The following is a 21655-nucleotide window of genomic DNA, read 5'->3' on the forward strand; positions in this document are numbered from 1 at the left end:
TCTTTTTTCCCGCAAGATACAGACCATCTACTTCCCGTCCCGCTCGAACAATCCGCGTTCCATCGCTCGATACACCAGCATCGCGAACATGCTGTTGGACCAGGCAAACCAAGGTCGCGTAAAGGTCGCCGGATCATCGGCGTGAAACCCTTCGTGCATAAAGCCGGTATCCGCATCCGTCACTTCCAGCAGATCGATCATCTCCATCATTTCTTCTTCGCCGGTAGCGGTCAGCCCCTGCATCGACAGCGCCAAATGCCACACATAGTCCGGAGGCGTATGTGGGCTGCCGATGCCTTTGGCCGCTTGGCCTTCGAAATAATAAGGATTGTCCTTGCTAAGAATGAACGACCGCGTGTTGCGATAAATCGGATCATCTGCGGAAGCATAGCCGATATACGGAATCGACATCAGCGACGGCGTGCCCGCATCGTCCATCAGGCAATAATTGCCGAAGCCGTCCGTTTCGAAAGCATAAATCGGCCCATACTTCGCATGATGATAAATCCCGTACAGCCGGATGCCGTGTTCGATTTCTTCCTCGAGCTTCTCCATCTCCTCGGCAAAACGAACGTCGCGGAACACATAGCGGGCAATCTTCTGCATTTGCCGCAATACGGCGACGACGAACATATTCGAAGGAATGTTGTAATGAAAGTCGCAGGCATCGTCGCTGGCGCGGAATCCGGACCAGATCATCCCGGTATAGTTGACCGGCATGCCCTTGCCTTCGTTGCGAAGCGTATCGATCGCCGGACAATCCCGGCGCATGAACGTATAGGATGAAAGCTCGCCATGAAGCTGCTCTACCTTCCAGAGATCGACCGCCGTACGCATCGCTTTGCTGAAATTCTCGTCGAAGATATCGGTATGCCCGGTTTCCTGCCAATACAGATAAGAAAGCTGCATCGAAAAACAGATCGAATCGAGCTCGAATTTCCGCTCCCATACCCAAGGCGACATGTCCGTTTCGTCATTCGCATCCCAATGCCAGTCGTTCGGCCCTTCATTAAACGCATTGGCGTACGGGTCCTTCAAAATATAAAACATCTGGCGCCGGATCAAGCCGCCGATGATGCTCCGCAATTCCGCATCTTCTTTGGCCAGCGGTACATAATGGCGCACCTGCTCCACCGAATCGCGCAGCCACATGGCCGGAATATCACCGGTAATGACAAAGGTCGTGCCGTCCTCCATCCGCTTCGTGGTCGTTTCGAGCGTATTGGGAAAACAATTGTTGAACAGCGCCAGCAGCTTCGGCCGATGCGCCAGCTTGCTCTCCGCTGTCTGCAGCACCCGCTTCACGCTTGGCGGAACGGCAAACGAACCCAAATCGATTTTCGGCAGCCTGAATTGTTCCATCCCGAGTCCTCCTCCTTATCCTTTGACGGCTCCGGCCGTCATCCCTTGCATTACTTTTTTGGAGAATGCCAGATAAACGAGCAGCACCGGCATGATCACGATCACCATAGCGGCCATCATCTGCGTATAGTTTGCTGTATACTGCCCGTTGAAATTGGTCAGCCCGATCGGCAGCGTATGCAGAGCCGGGCTTTTGAGCAGGACGAGTGCGAACGGAAACTCGTTCCAGGCGCCCAGGAAAAACAAGATGACCGAGGTCGAAATAACCGGCATACATAACGGCATCACGATGCGCAATACGGTGCTAGTCGAGCTGCTTCCGTCGATGCAAGCGGCCTCTTCGATATCGAGCGGCACTGACTTGATGAAGTTTTCGAACAGGAACACGGCCATCGACAAATTAAAGGCTACGTACGGAAAAATAAGCGTGATCCGCTTATCCAGCAAGCCGAGCGCCTTAAATTCGACGAAAATCGGAATCAGCAAGCCATGGATCGGAATCAGCATGCCCGTCAAAAACATGAAATAAATCGTATTGCGAAACGGGAACTTGAATCGTGCCAATATATAAGCGGTAAAAAAACCGAATAATATCGTAAAAATTACAGTAAACACACTAACAAACGCGCTGTTCCAAAAATAAGTGCCCATCTTGCCGATCCGAAAGGCATCGATATAGTTTTGAAATTGCGGGCTGGTAGGCAAAGACATGATGTTCATGTTGAATTCTTGCGACGTCTTCAACGAGGAGTAGATCATCCATATCAAAGGGAAAATACACGACAGCGAAATGGCGATCAAAAAGATGTTAATCGCGATCTTGCCGATGGTTTTAGTCACGGTTTTTCCCTCCAATCAGACGGCTGATCATGATCAAAGCGACGCTCAAAATCATAATCCCTACAGAAATCGCGCTTCCGTAACCAAGCTTGTACGCTTTAAACGACGTATCGTATGCATACTGGGCCATAACGGTCGAGCTGCTGCCCGGTCCGCCGCCCGTCATGACGAATATGCTGTCGAACGCTTTCATATTCCCGGCAATACAGAGCATAACCGCGATTTTGATCGTCGGATTCAACAGGGGAAGCGTTATGTGCAGCATTTTTTTGAACCCCGTCGCCCCGTCCAGCTCGGCCATCTCGTACACTTCGCTGTTGATGCTCTGCATCGCCGCCAAAAAGATGATCAAGTAAAAGCCGATATACTGCCACACGATCGGTACGGTTACGGAGTACATGACGATATCCGGATCGTCCAGCCACGGCTTGATCCACGACTCCAATCCGATGTTCCGCAGCAGCCAGTTCAGCATTCCTGCATCCTGGTTATAGATCATTCCCCATAAAAATCCGATGACGACGGAGGACAACACGACGGGAATGAAAATAACCGTACGGTGGAATCCTTTCCACTTCGCCAGCTTCGACATGAGGAAAATACTGATGATAAACGCGATGCCAATCTGACCGACCACACTGAATGCGACGATCAGCAGATTGTTCAAAAACGCATGCCAGAAATTGCTGTCCACCAGCAGGTTCCGGTAATTATCCAGCCCGATAAAATCCATCTTGGGGCCGCCCGACCATTTGAAGAAGCTGTACCGTACAGCCAAAACGACAGGAACAAGCACCATGAAGGCAAAAAGGATTACACTCGGCAGCAAATAAATGAGGAACGTAGTCCGTTTCGGGCGGATGGCTGTCGAACCATTCATCAGGCTCCCTCCTTCAAGCTTGAAACATCATATTCTGCCGGGCATAACACCCGGCAGAACGCTGAATTACAGATTCGAATCATTGCTTCATTTCGCTTTCATACTCTTTCTGCATTGCTTCCGCTGCCTGCTGCGGCGTATATTTACCGATCATCAGCTCCTGCATCTTCGTATTCATCGATTCGGTCAAACCCGGAGACAAGCGAGTATCATAAATCGGCGAAAATTTGGTTGTTTCGACGAGCTTCACGAGCTTTTTGCTCAGCGACGGCATTTCGATGCTTTCGATGTTATCCACCTTACTGGATGGGATATCTCCGTATTTCAGGATCAGCTTCGCGGCCTTGGAATCGGTCAGGCTTTGAATCAGCTGTTGAATATCGTCCAATTTAGCCGGATCTATCTTCGCATTGACCGCGTAAGCCCATCCGCCTCCGCCGGATACGGTGTTTTGCTCGCCTTTGGCTCCTTCGATCGCCGGGAAAACCGCAAGCTCCGTCTTCTCGACAATCTCTTTCGGTCCGCCCGTTTCGACCGCGTTGGCCGCCCAGTTGCCTTCGATGAACATAGCCGCACTGCCGTTGTAATACAACGTACGTTGCTGATTGTTATCGATGCTGTTCATATCCTTATTGAACGCCCCTATATCCACCAGACCTTTCAATGCGGTCAATGCTTGTACAAATTCGGGATCCGTAAACTTCGCGCCTTTACCTTCAACCAGGTCGTTAAACCATTGCGTTCCGGTATAGCGAGTCCCCAGCGTGCTCATGTAGGAGGAGTTCACGACCCATTTCGCTTTATTGCCGAGGGCGATCGGGGTAATGTTCTGATTTTTCAATTCTTTGATCAGCGTTTCGAAGTCGCTCCATGTTTTTGGAAATTCCGGGAATCCGGCTTTGGCCACCAAGTCCTTGTTGTAATAGATGACATGAGTAGGTCCGCCGGTCATTTGGATGCCGTACGTTTTTCCGTCAATCGTGTAAGGATCCAGAACGCCCTCGGTAAAGCCGTCTTTCCATGCCGCATTTTTATCCAATTGATCGTTAAGCGGCCGAAGCAGTCCGTTCTCTACGAAAGTCGATACCATGGACGGCTTGACGAGGAACACATCCGGCAGCTCATTCGCCGCTGCCAATGTTTTAATTTTCGTTTCGTAGCTGTCATGGGACTGAACTTCTTCGTCGAACGTTACATCGGGATGATCCTTCTTGAACTGCTCAATCAAGTCGGCCTGATGGCTCGGCTGTGCCGAATTTTTATCATACATATGCATAAATTTGATTTTTGCCTTCGCCTTATCCTTCGCGCCCTCCGCCGATTCGGAACCGCTATTCGAGCTGCAGCCTGCAGCGACCAGCGCCAAGCTTGTAACGAGCAGCGTCGCAGTTAACCCTTTGTTTGCTTTTTTCACCGTACAACTCCCCTTTGTCCTTGTAGTAGGTACTTTTGCCTGATAAGGTGAGTATATAAAAGTTGAGCGGACAAAAAAGTAGACATATCTATGAAATTATCCGTAAATGTGTCCTGTTGCGAATTACAACCGATTTCGATACTCTTTCGGAGTAAAACCTGTATATTTTTTGAAAACATGGGTGAAATATTTGTAATCGTTATAGCCGACCCGCTCGGCCACTTCATAAATTTTCGTGCCGACATCTTTCAGCAGCACCTTAGCTTTGTCTACGCGATATGTATTCAGCCACTCGGTAAAATGCTGTCCCGTCTCCTCCTTGAAGACGCGGCTGAAATAATTCGGTGTCACAAATACTTGGGACGAAACATCCTCCAGCCGGATATCCTCCGCATAATGCTCCTGAATATATTTGATTGCGGCGGTTACGATATGTTTGAACCGTACATTTTTGTACGCGGCGATCGATTCGATGAAGGCGGCGAACAAATCGCCGAGCCACCGCCGGATATCTTCCGTCGTCTCGTATTTCTCAATTTCCTCGTACGGATTCAATGCAGCAAGCTGGCTCTCGCCCAGATTAACGCCCATCTGCTCCAGGTGCGCCATCGCCAAAATAACCCATTTCAGGCAAAGCGCTTTAATGTGTTCATAAGGGACATGCGAGTGGGCAAACTGAAGGAAACGCTCGTCGAGCAGCGCGTCGATTTTCGTTTGATCCATAACGCTGAGGTTTTGCAGCAATTCCTTATCGTTCTCGGAGGGCGGCAGAAGCTTCCGCTTGCTTTCATCCCCGGTCTCCGTCTCCCCATAAACGATAATTTGCCCTTTCCCGCGGTACACTTTGCTCTGCATGGCGAATACTGCCTGAGCGCTGCTTTTGTGAAGATCCTTCAGCTCCCGCACATAAGCGCCGGCTCCGATCGTAACGGACAGCTTCATATACCGGGCGACGCAGCGCTGGATTTCCTCACAGCATTCGATCAGGCGGTGTTTGTTTTTCATATTGGCATTTACGAACAGATTGATGTAGTCGAAATCGCTTTGGCATACCGTGCAAGCGAACACCGAGGACAGCACTTCCTCCGTGATGTTGGCGATCGCGTACAAGGTCAGTTCCTTATCCCGGTCGGAAGCATGCTCCGTAATTAAACGAAAGTCGTCGACATCGACGACGAGAGCCGCGTACTCCGGTCCTTCCAGCGAAATATTCAGTTGACCCGCTTGCTCGAAAAGAACTGCGGCGTCCGTATTCGCTCCTTTCAACAGACGGTTTACCCATTTGCGCTGAATAAACGGAAAATTTTCGCGGATCAACTCGAGGTTGCTTTGCTCTTCTTCGATTTTTTTGCGTTCCCGTGCAATCTCCTCCGATATTTTCGTAATTAAAGCTTCCAGCTCTGTCGCTCCTACCGGTTTCATCAAATATTCGTTAACCCCGATTTTCAGCGCTTGTCTGGCATAGTCGAAATCATCATAACCGCTTATGATGACGATCTTCGTCTGCGGGACCCGCTCCTTCAACTGCCGGGCCAACTCCAGCCCGTCCATATGCGGCATCCGAATGTCCGTAACCACGATATCCGGCTTCAACTGCTCGCACAATTCCAGCGCTTCCTTCCCGTTGCGCGCCTCGCCGACAATGTCAACGTCCAATTTCCACCAATCGATCGACGTGCGAATTCCTTTGCGGATAATCGACTCGTCATCTACGATCATCAGCTTGACCATCGTCCGTCTCCTCCTTCGTCCAAGGCTGAATCACTTTCACGATCGTTCCTTCACGGCCGTTGCTGAACTCGACTCCGTACATTTTTCCGAAATGCAGCTGAATCCGGTCGTTTATATTTTTCACGGCAAATCCTTTATTATCGTCTCCGGATTCCCTCATCAAACGGTTAACCTCCTCTAAATCGGCGCCATATCCGGTATCGCTGATGTAATAAACCAAACCCTCGTCCTCGCGTTTAATATCGACGCGGATCACGCCGGACTCGCCCTTCTTCTCGATTCCGTGAACGATGGCGTTTTCCACGAACGGCTGAATGACCAGCTTGACCGTCTGACAGTCGAGCGCCTCCTCCTCCACCTCGATTTGAAAATCGATGCTGTCCTCGTACCGTTTCTGCTGGATGGTGACGTAATGACGCAAATGCTCGACCTCCGCGCGTACGGTCGTCAGCTCTTTCCCGCTGTTCAAGCTGAGGCGGAACAATTTCGACAACGCCTGCACGAGCTCCGACGTCTCGAACGCTTTTTCCATCCGGCTCATCCAATAGATCGTATCTAGCGTGTTATACAAAAAGTGCGGGTTGATTTGCGCCTGGAACGCTTTCAGCTCGGCCTCTTTCTTATGGAGCTGGGCCGTATACACTTCCCGGATCATTCCGCGGAGCCGTTCCAGCATATTATTGAAGCTTTGCCCCAATTCCGCGATTTCATCATTGCCCGACACCGTAATGCGAACGTTGAAATCTTCCCCGTCTACCTGGCTCATCAGTCGGCGAAGCTTGCGGATCGGCAAAATCATCCGACGCGAGAACCAATACGCCATCCCGGCGCACACAAAAAAACTGATGATCGCCGTAACGACGATGATTTGCGGAATCACTTGATTTTCCTTAAGCAGCGCCTGGGCGGGGACGATGTGAAGAATGCGCCAGCCCAGCGGCTCGATTGTGTCGTAGGTAAGCAGGTAGGGCGTACGGTCGATCGTCAGCTCCGTGTAGCCTTGTTGCTGCGTGAGCCCCGTCTGAGCGCCGATCATCTCCGATAACGAGCCGGAGACCCGGTTCCCGTCCGTTGAAGCGACTACGTCGTCATGCTCGTCCACTAAATAAAAGTGGTCCGTCCCTCCCGTTTGCCGGCTTTCGAAAAGCGAGAGCACCGCATCCAGATCCATGTTCATCTGCAGCACGCCGAGCGTGACGGAAATATTGTTAATATCCTTAATCGCCCGTTCGTAGGAAATGACGTTTTTTTTCGTTCCATTGCCAAGCACGATTTCGTTCAAATACCACACCGGCTCCCCCTTGCGCTCCAAGATGCCGGCGATCTGCTCCGGTTGCAGCGGACGAACCGCTCCGCGCACGTTCAGCCGGCTGCCGTTGATGCCTTGAAGCTGAATCGACTGCACGAATGCTTTCATATTCGGCAAATTCGTCAGCAACTGCTCGGTTATTACCTTTTGCCCGTTATATTCGCTCGGATCGGCCTCAATGTCCATTCGCAGAAATTGCCTGACCTCGCCCGATTGCATGACGAACAGCGACGTATCGTGGAAATATTCGAACATGAACTCGATATTTTGCCCGATTTGCGTGACGGTGTTCAAATCGGAGACGCTTACCTTTTGACGAATGATTTCCGAAGACTTGACATAAGACAAAATGCCGACAGCGAGCAGCGGAATCAGCACCAGAACGACCGTAAAAAACAAAATTTTGTATTGCAGGCTTATAAAACGCTTCTTGCCTTCGCGCCGCATGGTCACACTCCTTCCTATCCAGAAACGAACGGCGTCTTGCGCCAGCAACTTCTTCATGGTTTACGAAACAGAATATAGCATACATGGCTGCAAAGCAAAACAGCGTTGCAGATTAGAGGAACCTGCGTTCCTTCTCTATAGATTATTGGACATTTCCATAGTATTTTTTATATTTTTCGTTTTCGGAGCATGATAGTGTTGGACTAGATGAAGATCGGCCGAAAGGAGCCAACCTGTTATGACATCCCTTGTTATTTTTTACGATCCCGCCTTTCCTTATAACGGAGACCGCATCAGTGAAGCAACCGTTCAAAAGTTAGGAGAACGCGCACCGCTGGTCGGGGCCGACGCGCTCGCTCAAGCGCTCGATCGGCTGGAGGGCGGATGTTTCGTCAATATGCACGCCCCGTACTTCCCGAAGGACAGTTGGCGGCACATCGCCAGTTATGTGGAGCGCGGAGGCTCGCTGCTTTGTATCGGCGGCGCACCGTTCCGTATTCCGGTATACCGCGAGGACGGGCAATGGAAGTGCGAAGTGGAGCAATCCGCCTACCATCAGCTGTTCCATATCCATGAAGCGATGCCGGTCCAGGCCGGCAAGTTTGATCGACTGGAGGCGGCGACGGATCTTCCCGTATGTGCGCCTTATCTTAGCGGGCTAACGCTCGAACCGACTTACAGCCTCGTGCTGCACGTGACCAAAGAAACCTCATTGCCTCATGAGATGGGCTCACTCGGCCCGATGAACACCCAGATCCACGCGCTGGTCAAAGCCGTCTCCAAAGACGGCCGCGAAATCGGAGCTCCGGTCGTGCTTCTGGAAAATGTGCGCGGCGTTTATGCCGGAAGCCGGTGGATGTTCGTCAATCAGCCGCTGCGGACGTCGTTCTGGGAAGCCGGAGGCGAGGAAGCGATATGGGCATGGGCGGACTATTGCTCTCGCGGCGTTACGGAAATGTGGCTGAAGACCGGTTATGCCAGCTATGACCCGGGCGACCGGGCGAAATTGATCTTTCAATGGCAGACGCTCGGACGTCATGCGGTACAAGGCGGCGAATCTGCCAACCAAGAATGGACACTGCAGCTCACCTTCGGCAAAGATTCGGGCGGGGAACCGCTTTCCGAGTGGACACAAACGTACAGCTTGACCGCCTCCTCGAACCTGCAATCGATCACGATCAACGTGCCGCTTGAGCTGAGCGACGGACAATATACGATGCGCGCCGACCTCATTGCCAATACCGGGGAACGCAGAACATTACGCCAAGGCTTATGGTGCCGGGATGAACGGATGCTGCAAGAAGGCGAGCCGCTGAGGTGCGACCGCGATTATTTCCGCAAAAACGGCCGTCCGCTGCCGATCGTCGGCATGACGTATATGACCAGCGACGTGGCGCGCAACTTCGTCTTTTTGCCGAACGTCTCCGTATGGGACCGGGATATGGCTGCTATGAAAAAAGCGGGCATCAACTATATTCGTACCGGCATTTGGACCGGTTACCGGAATATTATGCTGCTGGACGGTCATCCTTCGGAGGAAGTGCTGCGGGCGATCGACGCTTTCGTGATGACGGCGAAGAAACACGACCTGGAGCTCACGTTTAACTTCTTTGCGTTCACGCCTGAGCTGTGGGAAGGGCTGAATCCTTATCTCGATCCGCGGAGCGTCGAAGCGCAGAAGCGGTATATCGTATCGATCGTCTCGCGCCACCGGCTTACGTCGAATGTCCATTGGGATTTGATCAACGAACCGTCGATGTTTGATCCGAAGCAGATTTTCTCCAGAGGCCCGCGCAGCTCGCGCGACCCTTACGAACAAGCGGCTTACCGGGAATGGCTGAAGCAGCGCCACGGCTCGATCCGGGTGCTTCAGGAGCGCTGGGGGATGTCGCCGAACGCTCTTCCGGATTTCGAATCCGTTACGCCACCGGAACCAAACGATATTAATGCGGACATTCAGGATATGCACTCCGGCAAAAAAGGAACGCGCTGGCTGGATTACTCGCTGTTTTCCATGGACATGCTGAACCGCTGGGCGAGTGAGTTAAATGAAGCGATTCGCTCCATTGCTCCAGGTCAGCTCATTACGATCGGACAAGACGAAGGCTTGAACGCACAGCGCCCCTCCCCGTTTTTCTACGAACAAGCGGCGGATTATACGACGAATCATTCCTGGTGGTTGCTGGACCAGCTCGTGTGGGACGGCATCTTCGCGAAAACGCCGTACAAGCCGAATATGATTCAGGAAACGGGCATTATGTATGTGGAAACCCCGGACGGAAGGGCTAAACGAAGCGAGGAAGAGCTGCGCAACATTTTGGAGCGCAAATACGCCTACTCGTTTTCTACCGGAAGCGCTGGCGCGGTTCAATGGTTGTGGAATACGAATTACTTCATGAACAATGTCAACGAATCGAATATCGGGGCGCTGCGTGCGGACGGCACGGAAAAACCGGAAGCGGACGTCTCCTACGACTTCGGCCGGTTTATGGAGCAGATCCGCGATTTATTCACAGGGCGCCAATTGGAAGACATCGTGATGATCTTCCCTTATTCGAACGATTTATCGAACCGTTCCTTTGCCGTCGAATCGACAAGCCGCGCAACGCGGGTGCTTGCCTACGACCTCAATGCTCCGTTCCGCGCGATGGGCGAGTATCAGCTGGAGGCGCTGAACGATCAGCCGGCCCGATTGATTATCGTGCCGAGTCCGCATAATTTCAGCGATACGGCGCTGCAGCAGCTGCTCGACCACGTCGCTGCCCATGAGACGACGCTTCTGTTTACCGGACCGGCCGGGCTGGACGAATACTGGCACCCAAGCAGCCGCCTGGACGCTGCGCTCGGAGCCCGCACGCTGGGCAATGTGCGGCGCGAGGAACGATTCGTGCTGGATGGCAAATCCGTCCCGCTCTCCTACGGAAGCCGAAAAATCGCCATGCTGGCAAAAGAAACGGTCCGGAAGTCATCGGCGGATACGGGTTCAACGCTGCGTACCGTGAAACTCGGCAAAGGAACCCTTCTCTGGTGCGGGTTGCCGGTCGAAATGAACGATCGCCCCGAAGCGGTCGCCGACCTGTACCGGCATGCGATCCGGGAAGCAGACGTCGCTCCGGAGCTGGTCTGGGAGTCGGGCGGCGATCTGCCGGGCGTTTATGGACGCAAGCTCAGCTTTGACGACGGCGAATTATTTATTTTCGTATCGGAATTCGCCGAGGATGCTGCGGTCCGCGTAACGAATCCCGCTACCGGCGTTACGTATTCGTTTGCGCTGGAAAGCGAGCGCACCGTCATGTTCGCTGCCGACCGGAGCGGCAAGCTGCTGGCCGTATATCGTCCGCATGAGACGGACATCTTGGTCAATTCCTGAAGTATAGAAAAGAGTAGTCACATAAGTCACAAAAAAAGTTGGGCGGAAAACCTTCGCGTTTTCCGTCCAACTTTTTTGGGTTTCTGCAGGGCAGCAGCGAGGCGGATGCCTGCTGCTATCAGCATATAACGGGCTAGAGCCGCAATTCCGCACTATGACGGCTTTGGCCTGCAATTATATTCGTTCTATATCGCTTCTTCGAATGAAACATTATTGGCCACTGAGGTGCCCGTTCCCTGATCGTCTATGCCGTTGGAATTGTAGAGTGTTGAAGCAAACAGAAGCTGGTTGTTGTGAATGATGTTGTATTTCTCCTGCGGATACTGCACGCGTATACCGTTAATGGAGCCATATCGAATCTCAACTTCGGACGTAGCGTCCGGGGCCACCGTCCAAGCCGGCGCACACACGGCGGTTTTGGTCGCGCCGTCATACGACGTAATTTTTCTTTTTTGTCCCGCACCGGTCCCGCCGACCATGTAGATCGTCATGCTGTTGTACTCGCCGCTTGCCGCGGAAGCGTCGTCATCAAGCACGATCGAACCGTTTGTTCCGCCTTTCGCCTTTCCGGCGTGCTTGAACCGATTTTGAATCACGTTGTTCTGAATGGTGTTGAAGCTTGCGCCGGTTGTAATCATAATATTCGTGCTTGCCGACGACTCTCCGCATTCTTCGATCAAATTGTTGGCCACTATACAGTATTTGGAATTTTCAGCGAGCCGAATGCTGTTAGCCTTTACGTTATAGAGATGGTTATTCGTTATGTTGATCGAGCTGGATTCTTCCAGCCAAATCCCGATGCTGTTACAATTTTGAATGAGATTCCCTTCCACGAGATATTTGCTCGATAACCGGAGCCACAAGCTTCTGATCACAGAGTCGGTAATGATGTTGCCTTTAATCACTACGTTTTGTGTCAGCAAGCCATTGATATGGGATCTGGGACCAACAAGTGTGTTGCCGATAAAATGGACATATTCGACTGTTCCATTCGTACCGTTCATTGTAAAACCACCGCCGGCATTGTTGCGGAACATACAGTTGGCGATAGTCACGCGGCGAACGGAAGTACCGCTGTCCGGTTCAAGATCGATCCCATATTCAGGGGCTGTACCGTTCGTATTTGCAAATGTACAGCTCTCGATCCGTACATCTTCGGCGCAGGTTACACTGATCCCTTGTCTCCGGTTGTTGTCGCAGTACACATTCCGGAATGTGATGTTGCGGGCGGCGTTGCTTTTATCCAGATAGTATCCGACAACGGACGCATCTCCCCAACAATCCGCAATATACAAGTCCTGCACCAGTACGCGATCCGATCCGCCGATGCAAATGCCGTAACCCCATTCCCCCGTCGTCCCTTGATGTTCGTTCCGTTCCCCGATAATTTTGCCGCCGCCTTCGATCGTGACGTTCGATTTGCCAAAAATGTTGATGATCGTATATCTGGGCGTTGCGGACGGCAGCGCTTTCAAAGTCGCTTGCGGGCATATGACAATTTTCGTATTGTTTTTCGCCTGAATACCCGCGCTCAACTGGCCGATGCTTGTGGCGTCAGCCCGGATCATGTACGTTCCTTCCGGAATGTAAACCGTTCTGTTGCCGTCGCCGATAGCCGCATTGATCGCCGCCGTGTCGTCGGTCGCCCCATCTCCCGCAGCGCCAAACCATCTTACATTCACAAACGATTCTTCGATAATCCGTTTAAACCGTGCGCCCGATGTCGAGACGAGAATCGTGCCCGTATTGTCGGGCGAAGAGGTGTCTCCCGGTTCATATTGAAAAAATCCCTCCATCCCCGCATCCGTTACATAATACGCAAAACCTTCCACCGGATCTGTCTCCGCTCTCAGTTCGCTTACCGACGTTGCAATGCACAAATCGGTTCTAGTCAGCTTCGGTTTGGGTTTGGCATCGGGATAAACCGCTCCCAAAACAGATGGCTCCATTCCGTTTGTCGCGCCGACAGAAGCTTTGAATAGAACGGCTGCCGCTCCTGTCGTGCCGATTGCCGCCAAAAGCTTCCTTCTTGTCAAGTTTTGCATGTTACGTCCCTCCTCGATTTTGATTATGATTCGCGAAAGCCGTATCGCCGGAATATGGAAGATACGGCTATTCGCGAAGCAAGCAGTAGTGTTGTCTGCGGGTACGGAAACCGGGGTGTCGTCTGTTCGACGTCGTGCTATTATTTCGCTTTTTCCGCTTCCAGCATTTTGTTGATCTCTTCCTCCGCTTTGCTTAATGCGGTGTTGACGTCGATCGTTCCATTTTTGTACTCGTTGAAATATTTCGCGGCGATCCCTTCGGACTTCGACCGGTACGGAGAAGCTTTCGGGTACGGCACCGGCTTGCTCTTGAAAATGCTCTCGATCCGTTTTCCTTTCAGAACGTTCAGATTTTTACCGAATTCGGCTTGGATCGCCGTATTCTGGAGAGGCGAGATGATTCCTTGATGGGCGATCTCCAGTTGCACTTCGTCGGAGGTGGCCACCTCGATAACCTGCAGCGCCTGCTCCTTGTATATGCTCGATTGCGTAATCGCCATCATGTTGACGCTGGCGTTGCCGTACGTGTTCGGCCGCTCCGGGTAGCTCGGATATTGGGCGAGATCCCAGTTAAAGCCTTGCTTTGTCGGCTCCTCCAGCTGCGAGAACATGTTGGTGTACGCGATCATCGCCAAGTTTTTTTGTTTCAGGAAGTTATCGATCGGCGTTCCGTTCGGCTCGTTGCCGGGAATCGTGAACATCGTTTTGACAAGCTCGAACACTTTTTTCCATTGTTCGTTGTTGACGGACGCTTTGCCGGTCGTGACATCGTCTGCCTGAATGCCGAGAGGCTGGTAAATCCAGGAGATGCCGGCTCCGGGGTCAATACCTCTGTATTGATTGCCGCCTTCCATACGGGTCAGTTTTTTGGCAATCTCGAGCGTTTGGTCCCAGGTTAGCCCGTCCTGCGGATACGGCACGCCAAACTTATCGAAAATATCCTTGTTGTAGTAGAAGGCATGGAAATTTCGACTGTATGGAATGCCGTACAGCTCGCCGTTCGTCGAACTGACCTTGGCGTCCGTAATCATCTGCGGCTCAAAGCGATTCAGATCGAATTGATGCGTTTTCAGCAGCGGGGTCATATCGTATAAAATGCCTTTGTCCTGATACGTCGCCAAGCGGCCGTTAAACGTAAACACAATGTCGGGCGCGTTGCCGGAAGCGATCTGATCGGTCAGCGTCGTTCCCGCGCCCGATTGAATGATGTTCAGCTTGATGTTCGGATGTTTCTTCTTCAATCCGTTCTGAATGGCAGCTTCCAGAGCGCTGTCCACTATGACCGCGTCTACGGCCGCATTAAGCGTTACCGGCGCATCGCTCACTTTCGGCGGCCCCCCGGCCTCTCCTCCGTCCGCTGCCGGGCTGTCCGGTTCCTTCGTCTTTCCACATCCTGCGGCCAAGACAGCGGCAAGCAGCATCAATGCGGCTCCGCCAACTAACCGATAATTTCGTTTCATGTCGATCCCCCCCGTTGGAATGGTTCAAGCAATCGATTACGTACTACCGTCCGTGCCGCGCCCGCCGCCAATCATGTCCGCGAACTGAGCGTACGGCTACTCGCAGCGAATTTCCACAATCCGTGCATGGTCGAGTCCGTTTGTCGCGATCACCTCCCATCTCAAGCAGTCGACTTCGCCAAGCTGCACATCGAATTGCAGCTGCCGCTGGTAGTTGCCCCGAACACGGGCAACCTCTTCGAAACGGCCCCCGATGCCGGCCTGAACATTGAAGTCTTTTAACGTTTCCGGCTGTGGCCCCCACTCCATTCGGTTATGATGCCCATCCGAATGCGTCAAGGCGAGATGGCGATGAAGCCCGGTGTCCAGCACGACCGTGATGCGCGATATTTGAACCGGGCGTTCCCAGCGAAGCTCCAGCCACGGCGCTGTATCCGCCGGGTCGGACATCCAGCGGTGCGTCCCGGGCACGGCTAAGTCCGGTCTGACGCCCCGCCTGCCATGCACGGAGCGGGTATGTCTGTCCGCAACTTGGGACGCGGCGCCGCCTGTTTGCTCCGACGAGGCTACGATGGCCGCTTCTGCTGCAAGATTCCGGTCCTCCAGCAGCTTGCCGGGCAAGAAAGCCCCTTGCCGCAACAGTTGCTGCTGCGTATCCCGGACAAGCTCCGGGTCGCGCCAGGCTTCGTGCGGCTTGCCGCTTCGAACCGCGAAGGCGGCATAAGTGCCCAGCCCTTCTCCCATCAAGGCGCATGTCGCCATGACCCGCGTGCTGGAGAAAGCGACGTGCGTCGCCGATATATTGCGCCCTGCGAACAATAGGTTGACGATATTGGCGCTGATGAGCGAGCGAAGCGGAATGCCGTACATATAGGGCGTGTACGGATGAATATTCGGCTTCTCGTCCGCCGCCTCGATACCGCCGGGATGATGGATGTCCATCGACCATCCCCCGTAAGCGATCGTGTCGTGGAAATCCACCGACTGCTCCAAATCGTGCTGGGTCAGTACATGCTGTCCGACGAACCGCCGCGATTCCCGCTTCCCGGGAAGGAAGCCGAACCAGTCCAACGCCCAGTTCGCCGATTCCGGATGATGTCCGCTGTTCTTGATATGGTCCCATACGCCGAGCATGATGGCCAAAAGCTCGTCGCGGATCTCCTCGTTGTCCTTGATCGTATCCCGCATTCCGCCGTATTCGACCCACCAATATCCGTATTCCCATGTTGGATGCGAGCGGAACCACAAATCTTCCTCGGAAAAAGTCCGCGCCCACTTCGGCGCGACGAACGGCATCGGGCGCCCCATGTCACGGGAGGTGAACAGCAGCGAAGAGCCGAGCCGGTACGCGTCCCGATCATCCCTTGCAAACGATTCCCCGTATTCCTCGGACGACTCCCGCCCGGTCGTGTACCGCGCTCCCGCTTCGCTTCCGAGCCGGCCGTCCCCGGTGCAATCGGCGAACAGCTCCGCTTCAATCTCGAAGTAATGTTCCGTGCTTTCCCGATTGACGTAGGCCGCCGCGATCCGGTCGCCGTCCATACGGACCCCGACCACGCACGAATTAAGCATCAGCGTTAAGTTCGGTTCCGCACGACATGTTTCGTATAAAATCAGATCGAGCATATTGGCGCAGCGCTGCGGGTTGCGCACGGCGCACTCCAGCATCATTTCCTCGACGATGCCGCTTTCCCGCGACTCGGTCTCAAGCGCCGCCCCCCGAACGGAAGCGCCGCTCACGTTCATTCGCACTTCCGACGAGGCGTTGCCTCCCAGCACCGGGCGATCCTGACAAAGAACCGTGCGAATTCCGTTTCTGGCGGCAGCGACCGCTGCAGCTACTCCGGCCATCCCTCCTCCCGCCACGAACAGCTGTGTAGTTATTTTTTGCCTATTTGTTTGCTTGGTGCCCTTCACTTCAATCTCTCCTCTATCCTGAAATCCGACTATCTCATTCCGGTGAACGGAGCCGTATTGAAAAAAAATCGTCACTTTCGTTTCATCGCATATTCCGTTATCGTAAGTACATACTCACAATCAGGCGGTGATCGCGCATGGAAACGTATCGTCCCCGAGAACTTGCGGCTCGCATCGATTTTATTACAGTTTGGAACCATAAAAAGCGGTTTGAAAAAGACGAAGACACCGGCCCGCAATGGGTGCTGTTCGTCGTGGATGGCGGCAGTTTCCGGTTCGAGATCGGCGAGCTTACAGGAGTCGCGGAAAAAGGAGACCTTCTGCTCTGTCCGCCGGATATCGCTCTTAAGCGGGAAATGCTGCGCCCCGCCACTTTTCTCGTGCTGAACTTCTCCTGGTTCGCCGCCGGGGAGGAAATCCGCACCGAAAACCGGCTGTGCCCAAATCCGGTCGGCAAGCATCCGATCCGGGACAAACAGCGTTTCGCTTCCACTTACGGCTATCTCGCCATGCTTTCCCGGCGCCAGGACCCGCTCGGAGTCGGTCGCAGAAACTTTCTGCTTGCGGATCTGTGGGAACAATTCGACTGGGAATGGGAGACGCATCTCCATGAAACGAGAGTGATTCCCGACGACCCGCTGATGGAAGAGGCGGAAGCCCATATCAAAGAAAACGCTTACAAAACTGTCAGCCTCAGTCAGCTCTCGTCCGCGATGGGACTTAGCACCGTGCAGTTCAGCCGCCGTTTCCGCAGCATGTTCGGCGTCAATCCGAGCGAGTATTTAAGCGAGCTTCGGCTTGACCGGGCCCGGACGCTGCTGCAGGAAACCGTGTGGACGATCGACAAAATCGCAGCCGCGTGCGGTTATAGCAACGGCTTTTATTTCAGCAGAGTGTTCTCGCAAAAGATGGGTATCACCCCTTCCGAATACCGCCGGGCGCACCGGATTTGATCGCTCCCGGCTTTACCGCTTTCGTATTCTCTTGTCTTAATTTTCATGGTATCATTCCCGTTTGAATAGATACATACAGGAATCGATCAAGTTTTATATATTTTTCTTCACGAAACTTGTCCATGCGCAAGAAAGTGAAAACCGGCTAAGAGGTTGCATGTTCAGCGAGGGGCGTCTTCCGTTAAGCTTGGCTGGCTAGGAAATCGATGCGTATGAATGAGGAGGAGAGCCGCCCGGATTCGATCCGGACAAATTCGCTCTGCTGGACCGAAGTCGATTACGTTCAAAGCTGATATCCGGTACAACGAACAAGCCCTGCCAGGCGGCATTCCGCGCTTGCAGGGCTTTTGCTTCTCCACTAGCGAGACATTTCAATTGGCGTTCGTTATATGGGCATGTATAGGAACACTCTAACACCTTACATATTTGCGTTTGAACCCAATCTGCTCTTTATCTATTGCTTTTTGAATATTGTCGGAAGCGTTCAGAAACTTGCTTTTTTTCTGGTCTTGCTTGACTTCTACCGACCCTACCGCCTTTGCGGTTTCGACCGCCTTGTCATGGAGAGGACGGTACGATACCGCCACAGTGTAAATAAAATTGTTCATGGCATATTTCGCTCGTTCCGGTGCATCGTGAATCGTTTTTTGCACAAGGTCCAGCATGGCAGCGAGCTTGCTTTCGTGAAACTCGCTGTCCGGCCGATTGCCCAGCAGCCAGCAGTAGCAGCTCCAGCCTCCCGACATTCTTAGCTCCTCGCCGCTGGCGATCCATTTGTCGGAAACGTCTTGGGCAATGTCTGATTCTGCCAAAGTGACGGCCACTACATAATCGGACAGCATATAAAAATAAGCTGTGTCCATCCAGCGGTCATAATCCGCTTCGGTCATCGCTTTGGGATCGGCAATGATGCCGGCAAAGTACATGGCGTCGTAATTGCCTGTGCTGTATAGCTGCTCTGCCAAAGGCTGATTGATTTTGATTTTTTTGGCGATCGGTTTCATTTGGCCTGTAGCTACGCCGAAAAGCGGTTCGTGCGCGCCATTGGACATATACATTTTTTTGGATCGTTCCTTGCCGAGAGCTTCAAGCTCCTGCATCACTATTTCGAAGTTCATTATTTTCACTTCCTTATTTTTGAAGGTATTCAAAATCTATCTGATCGTTAAACTGGACAAAGAGCCTATAATATAGCCTTTCGCAGACTTTTTACTGATTACTATACTATCATTATCTTATCACATTAGAGTGATTAACGTTTATTTATGTTCAATACCTGTGACGAGTCGCATCTAATATTTTTAATGCCATTAAGTGTTATTTTTCATGCTCGGCCGCAGCCTGCTCGATCTTGATTAGGATAGGATCTTCCAGTATTAGCTATATTACTTTTTAGTGGATGTAATTTTTTATCAATTTCAAGAATACTTTTGACCTATCACCACGTGATTCTAAGAGCTGTCTAAATGGGAATCTCCCTAATTGATTTGATAACTATACTTTTATCGCCATTACAAATTCCGACAGATTGCTACCTTTCAAGGAAACGCCGGATTAATAAATTTGTCTGAACGACCTATTCACGAAACCATTAAATTGGCTCCTTATTCCCATTATTGTGGGTTCAAACTTTGCTATGATGTATCGTGTGTCAAGTTCCATCCACATCCAGACCTTCTTTTTTGCGCCTCAATCCGCAACGCCGAGGAGTGAACGCTCATGCCGATCCAGTTCAATGCTACTTTCGCGAAGCTTAACGTCCTTAACAATCCCGCTATTACCGAAGCCCTATCCCGAATTCGCCTGAACGAAAAGGACTACTCCCGGGAAGAATTGACCGTCCCCGTATGTCCGACGGAGGAAGTAAGCGACACGATCCTGATGGAGCAGCCGGCCAACTCAGCCAGCAAAGTTTACGTGCCCCGCTACAAGGTAGCCACGGAGAGAACGGCCGGCGGACAAGAGCAATATCGCATCACCGTAGAAGAACGAGCACCGGGATGGGTGATGCGCGTTCATCTGATCCGAGGTCCGGCCAAGGAAATCGAACAGACGTCACGGGATGCGTCTGCACTTTCGCACCGGGTATCCGTGATTTTGCGGTATGTGCTCATCGGGTCGGGCGGGGTGCAGAAGGAATTGAAGTTCGGAGATATACTCGAGGAACCGGACGGTATCCAGGCTGCGGTGCAGCTAGACAGTATGGCCGAACGCGACGAATTGTACGCCGCTCTTACAGAGCCCCAGTCAAATGCAGTTCTGATCGTCCGACGTACCGTTCAGGTCGCCATCCCGGTTGTCGCGCCCAAAGAGACGCCATCAAAACCGCCCTACACAGGCCCGTTGTCGATTCCAATCGGCCCGATCAAACCGATTGGCGGCCCAAGGCCTTTCCCGGTGCGTACGATGAATTCCGTTCAGCCACAAGTTCAGCCCCTCTCAATCCGCACATCCAGAGCCTTCCCTGCCTTAAGTAAGAGCAAGATTGACAAAGTCAAACTCTCTACCGACTTGATCTCCGTCGAAAGAAGAGAAACGACTCACATCGACTTGTCTGTCTTGAAGCCGAAGCAGCGTTATCGGATCGTCGACCGCGTGTTGGACATCCAGCTTCCTTTCTATTTCCCGGCCAACCTGCACGACTACATCTTCGGCGGCATTTCGCCCGCAAGCGACGGTCCGGGCCTGATCCGGCATCAGGTTCGTTACGGCAACGATTTCCACAGCTATTATCAAGAGACGAGCCGCCGGTATTTGTTCTATTACCTCCCGGATGCCTTCAAACTCGCACGCTTGCCCGTCCCGCCCTACCTGCCGTTCCTATCAGCCAAATTTACTTCCGAAGACGGTTCGCTCCAAACGTCGCGGGCGACTCTCGATTATGCAGCGGCCCCTTACGTCGACCTTGATCGGCTGGAAGCTTCCGCTCGAGAGCTGAAAGCTCATGTAAGCGGGACTCTCCCGGACGGGATTGCAGGCCCTGTCTTTCAACCGCTGCTGGCAGACGCGGACCGGTTGGCGTTCCGGCTGTCTCTCCCCAATGCCCCCGGACCGTTCCAGCTTCGCGAGGGAGCGCTGGTCAACCTGAAGGAAGGCATCGTAGATGCGCTGTCGCTGTCGCTCCAAGAGCTGCAACAGGTGTTCGATGCGCTTATGGGGTCGGGGACCGCAGCGTTCTTCATGACGGGAGAGGTGGAGGTCAGCCTGGACGACGAGCATAACCGGGTCGCCGAGAAAGTACCGTTCACAGCACGCATGGATGATCTCGCCGGAGAACTCTTCGACTATACCTATACTGCCGATCCCGACTCCGCAGGCGTTATCGTTAAAATTCGGAATTGGATTGAAAGCCCGGTTCGGATCCGCCAGGTGAGCGCCAAACTGTTCCGCGAAGGAACCGAGGTTCCCTGCGAGCTCCAAGGGCTTACGCTGCCGGTCGAGTCTCTCTCCTCGGGTGATGAGCTCGTGTTTACGGTGGCCCCTGCGCCAGGTCAGACGATCGAAGGCAATGGCTCGGCCTCGGTACTCTTAGGTCCGCGCGACATTACTGTTCTGCCCGATCGGGAAGCGATCTGGAGCGCGATCCAAGATCCGTTTACCGCTTTGTACGAGCAGGAGATTACGGTCAAGACGCTACCGGCCATCTTCAACCTGCCCCCAGGCAAGCCGGAGGAAGAACGGCTGAGCGAGATCGTTGTCGAGCTGAGGCACGGAGAGAACGGCAGCGTCACCGTCTCGCTCAGCGCCGAGCATCCCGTGGTCAAAGTGGCACTGCCGTTCCCGATTGCGGATGTGCTCCTGCGACGAGAGAACAGTGGCGCCTATGAGTACAGAGTCAGCGCCATTAGACTTAGCGGGCAAGCGACGAAGGAATGGAAGGCAAAAAGCGGCGATTTACTCTATATCTTGCAAGGAGATGTAGGATGA

Annotated in this window: 13 protein-coding genes; 3 read left to right on the top strand and 10 right to left on the bottom strand. The window is 52.9% G+C overall.

Annotation, left to right across the window (positions count from 1 at the left end; all coding sequences use genetic code 11):
* Window positions 1–27: 27 nt before the first annotated feature.
* From IDH45_RS23330 to IDH45_RS23355, 6 genes are all read right to left on the bottom strand, one after another.
* A complete protein-coding gene (locus IDH45_RS23330; RefSeq protein ID WP_190930541.1) occupies window positions 28–1362 on the bottom strand; it encodes a glycoside hydrolase family 125 protein in 1335 nt (444 codons plus the stop codon).
* A 15-nt stretch (window positions 1363–1377) separates the two neighbouring features.
* Entirely contained in the window at window positions 1378–2202 is an 825-nt protein-coding gene (locus tag IDH45_RS23335; protein WP_317891272.1) for a carbohydrate ABC transporter permease, read from the bottom strand.
* A complete protein-coding gene (locus IDH45_RS23340; RefSeq protein WP_190930542.1) occupies window positions 2195–3082 on the bottom strand; it encodes a carbohydrate ABC transporter permease in 888 nt (295 codons plus the stop codon). Before IDH45_RS23340 ends, IDH45_RS23335 begins: the two co-directional genes overlap by 8 nt.
* Window positions 3083–3161: 79 nt before the next feature.
* On the bottom strand, window positions 3162–4496 hold the full coding sequence (locus tag IDH45_RS23345; RefSeq protein WP_190930543.1) for an extracellular solute-binding protein: 1335 nt from the start codon (window positions 4494–4496) through the stop codon (window positions 3162–3164).
* Window positions 4497–4619: 123 nt separating this feature from the next.
* Entirely contained in the window at window positions 4620–6227 is a 1608-nt protein-coding gene (locus IDH45_RS23350) for a response regulator transcription factor (RefSeq protein WP_190930544.1), read from the bottom strand.
* A complete protein-coding gene (locus tag IDH45_RS23355; protein ID WP_190930545.1) occupies window positions 6202–7983 on the bottom strand; it encodes a sensor histidine kinase in 1782 nt (593 codons plus the stop codon). Before IDH45_RS23355 ends, IDH45_RS23350 begins: the two co-directional genes overlap by 26 nt.
* 238 nt (window positions 7984–8221) lie before the next feature.
* Here IDH45_RS23355 and IDH45_RS23360 point away from each other — a divergent pair, with 238 nt between their 5' ends.
* The gene (locus IDH45_RS23360; RefSeq protein WP_190930546.1) at window positions 8222–11353 is read left to right on the top strand and encodes a beta-galactosidase; all 3132 of its coding nucleotides are present in this window, start codon (window positions 8222–8224) and stop codon (window positions 11351–11353) included.
* A 185-nt stretch (window positions 11354–11538) separates the two neighbouring features.
* On the opposite strand, the gene IDH45_RS23365 is transcribed toward IDH45_RS23360, so the two are convergent.
* The 3 genes from IDH45_RS23365 to IDH45_RS23375 all read right to left on the bottom strand — a co-directional run bounded on the left by IDH45_RS23365 (window position 11539) and on the right by IDH45_RS23375 (window position 16775).
* Window positions 11539–13398, bottom strand: coding sequence for a right-handed parallel beta-helix repeat-containing protein (locus IDH45_RS23365; RefSeq protein ID WP_190930547.1), 1860 nt, complete (start codon window positions 13396–13398; stop codon window positions 11539–11541).
* 140 nt (window positions 13399–13538) lie between these two features.
* Entirely contained in the window at window positions 13539–14858 is a 1320-nt protein-coding gene (locus tag IDH45_RS23370) for an ABC transporter substrate-binding protein (protein WP_190930548.1), read from the bottom strand.
* A 96-nt stretch (window positions 14859–14954) separates the two neighbouring features.
* Window positions 14955–16775: an FAD-dependent oxidoreductase gene (locus IDH45_RS23375; RefSeq protein ID WP_317891273.1), complete on the bottom strand. Its 1821-nt coding sequence runs from the start codon at window positions 16773–16775 to the stop codon at window positions 14955–14957.
* 137 nt (window positions 16776–16912) lie between these two features.
* Here IDH45_RS23375 and IDH45_RS23380 point away from each other — a divergent pair, with 137 nt between their 5' ends.
* Window positions 16913–17728: a helix-turn-helix domain-containing protein gene (locus IDH45_RS23380; protein WP_190930549.1), complete on the top strand. Its 816-nt coding sequence runs from the start codon at window positions 16913–16915 to the stop codon at window positions 17726–17728.
* Between the two features lie 410 nt (window positions 17729–18138).
* Here IDH45_RS23380 and IDH45_RS23385 read toward each other — a convergent pair whose 3' ends face one another.
* Window positions 18139–18846: a DNA alkylation repair protein gene (locus IDH45_RS23385; RefSeq protein WP_190930550.1), complete on the bottom strand. Its 708-nt coding sequence runs from the start codon at window positions 18844–18846 to the stop codon at window positions 18139–18141.
* 601 nt (window positions 18847–19447) lie between these two features.
* Between IDH45_RS23385 and IDH45_RS23390 the strand changes: the two genes are divergently transcribed.
* A complete protein-coding gene (locus IDH45_RS23390) occupies window positions 19448–21655 on the top strand; it encodes a hypothetical protein (protein ID WP_190930551.1) in 2208 nt (735 codons plus the stop codon).

The organism is Paenibacillus oceani (genome assembly GCF_014705615.1).
Taxonomy (GTDB): Bacteria; Bacillota; Bacilli; order Paenibacillales; family NBRC-103111; genus Paenibacillus_AB; species Paenibacillus_AB oceani.

What these genes read in the sequence shown, in the direction of transcription:
- IDH45_RS23385 (WP_190930550.1), bottom strand. Translation starts at nt 18,846, where the DNA reads ATGAACTTCGAAATAGTGATGCAGGAGCTTGAAGCTCTCGGCAAGGAA.
- IDH45_RS23350 (WP_190930544.1), bottom strand. Translation starts at nt 6,227, where the DNA reads ATGGTCAAGCTGATGATCGTAGATGACGAGTCGATTATCCGCAAAGGA.
- IDH45_RS23380 (WP_190930549.1), top strand. Translation starts at nt 16,913, where the DNA reads ATGGAAACGTATCGTCCCCGAGAACTTGCGGCTCGCATCGATTTTATT.
- IDH45_RS23365 (WP_190930547.1), bottom strand. Translation starts at nt 13,398, where the DNA reads ATGCAAAACTTGACAAGAAGGAAGCTTTTGGCGGCAATCGGCACGACA.
- IDH45_RS23390 (WP_190930551.1), top strand. Translation starts at nt 19,448, where the DNA reads ATGCCGATCCAGTTCAATGCTACTTTCGCGAAGCTTAACGTCCTTAAC.
- IDH45_RS23330 (WP_190930541.1), bottom strand. Translation starts at nt 1,362, where the DNA reads ATGGAACAATTCAGGCTGCCGAAAATCGATTTGGGTTCGTTTGCCGTT.
- IDH45_RS23360 (WP_190930546.1), top strand. Translation starts at nt 8,222, where the DNA reads ATGACATCCCTTGTTATTTTTTACGATCCCGCCTTTCCTTATAACGGA.
- IDH45_RS23340 (WP_190930542.1), bottom strand. Translation starts at nt 3,082, where the DNA reads ATGAATGGTTCGACAGCCATCCGCCCGAAACGGACTACGTTCCTCATT.
- IDH45_RS23355 (WP_190930545.1), bottom strand. Translation starts at nt 7,983, where the DNA reads ATGCGGCGCGAAGGCAAGAAGCGTTTTATAAGCCTGCAATACAAAATT.
- IDH45_RS23370 (WP_190930548.1), bottom strand. Translation starts at nt 14,858, where the DNA reads ATGAAACGAAATTATCGGTTAGTTGGCGGAGCCGCATTGATGCTGCTT.